Below are 2,727 nucleotides of genomic sequence, written 5' to 3' on the forward strand. Positions count from 1 at the left end.
AGGCTGTTATGCGGTAAGGATACTTAGACTCCTTGAACGTCTGCCATGAGCTCTTTGTGAACACAGCCTTCTCGAAGTTTGCACCTGCGAATTTCTTCGCTGCAGCGATACCGGCATTGCGGGTCTTGGCATCCACGGTGACGCCCTTAGGCTCTGAAACGGCATCAACGAAGTCATTCTGATAGGCGTCGAGGAGCTCTCCGATGCGCGGAGTATCGAGCTTCAGACTCAAGAGCCTCAACGAATCATCGTTCTTCGCATCCTTGTGTCTTGGCAGGAAGTCGTCAACGAGCACTTTGAGCACGAGGTGATAGAGCAGTCTTGAGAAACCGCTGCCGTCCTTTGCCGTGATGCCTGCAGCACATTCGTTGGCAAGCTTCAGCAGATTCTCGTATGGAGTGACGGTGACTGCCAGACCATAAGCCATGTTGTCGCGGTCGTAGCGCATTTGCCGGAAATTAGAAGGCAGTATTGCGTTGTCGCCGATCACGCCTGCCGTCTCGTCCTTCATGGCATAGTGGCGGATAGCTTTCACATTCATAGAATTGAGCCAAGTGTAGGCATAGACAAACTCCTTTAGAGCTTTCTCCGACTTAGGGTCAGCCATAAAACGGCAAGTCCAGAAGTTGAGAACGAACTCGTCGCAAGGCACCTGTATCTGGTCGTTAGCCAGATTCACAGGAGTGAAGTTAGGATAATGGTATGCCTTGTGAATACCGTCATACTTCAATGTTTCTGAAAACATTCCGAAGAAGATGTTGTAGAACGTGCCCTCTTCAGCTCCTATGCCGTAGAAGCGCTTGGCGTCGTCGGTGTAATAAGGTGAGTAGAGTGTAACGTCTTGAATCTGCTCATAGCAGGCATGGATATCGCCGATGCTCTTGGTGAATCCTTCCTGGATGGTCTGGTCGTTAGCCTGCGGGTCGGCAGCGAGAGCTTCCTTGCTTGGCTTATACTTGCGGTTGGGGTCGTAGCCGGCCTTCTTCATACCAGTCTTCTCCATGGCTGCGTCTTCTGCCTTGTTCCGAGCGTCGTTCTTTGCCTTTTTCACTTTATTTTCCACTTTTTCCTTGGCGGCTTTCTTTGCTTTGTTCAGGAGTCCGCCAATCTGTGCGTTTGTTGTTGCGCTGCATCCAAACAGGAGTGCGAGGGCAACGATAGTCTTTGTCATTTTCATAATCTTATAGTTTATGGTTGATGAATGTTATTGTCTCACTCTCTTTATATTATCAGTTTTTGATTATGGTTTCGTCTTTTCACCTAACGTCTGTTTTCCGTCATCTATTTTCCGTCTTGAGTCAATGCATATATAATATGTATACCATTGCATCAATGGTCTTTCTCATCCTATCCATGCTGGCGGGGATTGGAGCCGGTATTGTTTATCCGGCTCCCGAGGCAAACGGTATGCCTCTGTTGATCCCCATCAACCATGATGTCTGCCTTTCGGCAACCTCCCGACGCCCACTTTCACACGGAGCGCAATATCATATATATCGTATTTTTGTGATGGTAGCGATGCAGCCTGGCTGTTCATCGCTCTTGCTGGTGCAAAGGTAAGGATGAAACAAAGGAAATCAGCTTGCATTTTCTTCCAAAAAAATTGCAAATCTTCTCAAATTGACATTTTGGTAAAATAACTTAATGAAATCGGAACAGACGCAGGAATATACAAAGATTTGAGGCATACAAGAAGGGGGATAGCCGATATAATGAATGCTAACAGGATATTACTGTATACACAGAGATGATTATTAGCATCATTGGCGATAACTTAGGAAAGCACTGAAAAATTGAAGGAAAATTGAATCTGAAGACTGGAAAATGATGTTTTTGAAGGAAAATCAAGAATTATTGCCTCAAGGCTCTTATAGGCAACATCAAAATTGGCAAATCCTGTCAGAATCGTTATTTAACACATTATGTATCAACACTTTAGCAGTGTAAGTTTTGAAAATGTCGAGTTCGTTCAAAGTAAAAGGTTTTGTTTACTGGAGTTGGCAAAACTGCCGGTTTTGTCATCAGGGAAACGCCGCCGAAGACGGGAGGAGAAATGAAATAAGTAGTAATTGCAAGTTTTTTGAGAAGATTTGCAATGTGGGATATCCGGTTTCATCCGTAACTTTGCCCCAGACAAAAAACAAAGCGTGTCGGGAAATTTCCTCACAGAAACTGACAAAGGATAAATCCTGATAAATTGACAGAACAACAGGCCAAGGGGAGCAAAGGGGAAAGGAACTCCTCACCTGATGAAACCAAACAAGAAATATTAACCAATAAACATAACTATTATGGCATACACAGAAACAACAACTACCAGCTACGGTAGCAGACTGAAAAATTCAGTAGGCGGTGTATTCTCCGGAATCCTCATGTTCATCATCGGAACCTGTCTATTATGGTGGAACGAAGGCAGAGCGGTGAAAACCACCAGAATGCTTGAAGAGGCACAGGGCAACTATGTGGAGATGAAAGACATCACAAACATCAGCCCGTCACTAAACGGCAAACTCGTACATGCCACAGGACTCGCCACGACAAAAGACACACTGACCGACGATGTGTTCGGAATCAAAGTTGGCGCAATTGCCCTGCAGCGCAGTGTGGAATACTATCAGTGGGTGGAGGTTGCCAAGAAGACGAAGAAAGACAAGCTCGGCGGCAGTGAAGAGACTGTAACCACATATACTTATGAAAAGGGGTGGAAGAGCGAACCGGTGAACTCCA

General features: G+C 45.6%; 1 protein-coding gene and 1 pseudogene. One reads left to right on the top strand and one right to left on the bottom strand.

What is annotated here, in order from left to right; all coding sequences use genetic code 11:
• A pseudogene (locus QVO99_RS05715) lies at positions 1 to 1,177 on the bottom strand (hypothetical protein); the annotation flags it as partial.
• A 1,114-nt stretch (positions 1,178 to 2,291) separates the two neighbouring features.
• Here QVO99_RS05715 and QVO99_RS05720 point away from each other — a divergent pair.
• On the top strand, positions 2,292 to 2,727 hold a 436-nt coding region (locus QVO99_RS05720; protein WP_288176982.1), incomplete at its 3' end, for a TMEM43 family protein.

Source organism: Prevotella sp. CAG:592, assembly GCF_000436015.1.
Taxonomy (GTDB): domain Bacteria; phylum Bacteroidota; class Bacteroidia; order Bacteroidales; family Bacteroidaceae; genus Prevotella; species Prevotella pectinovora.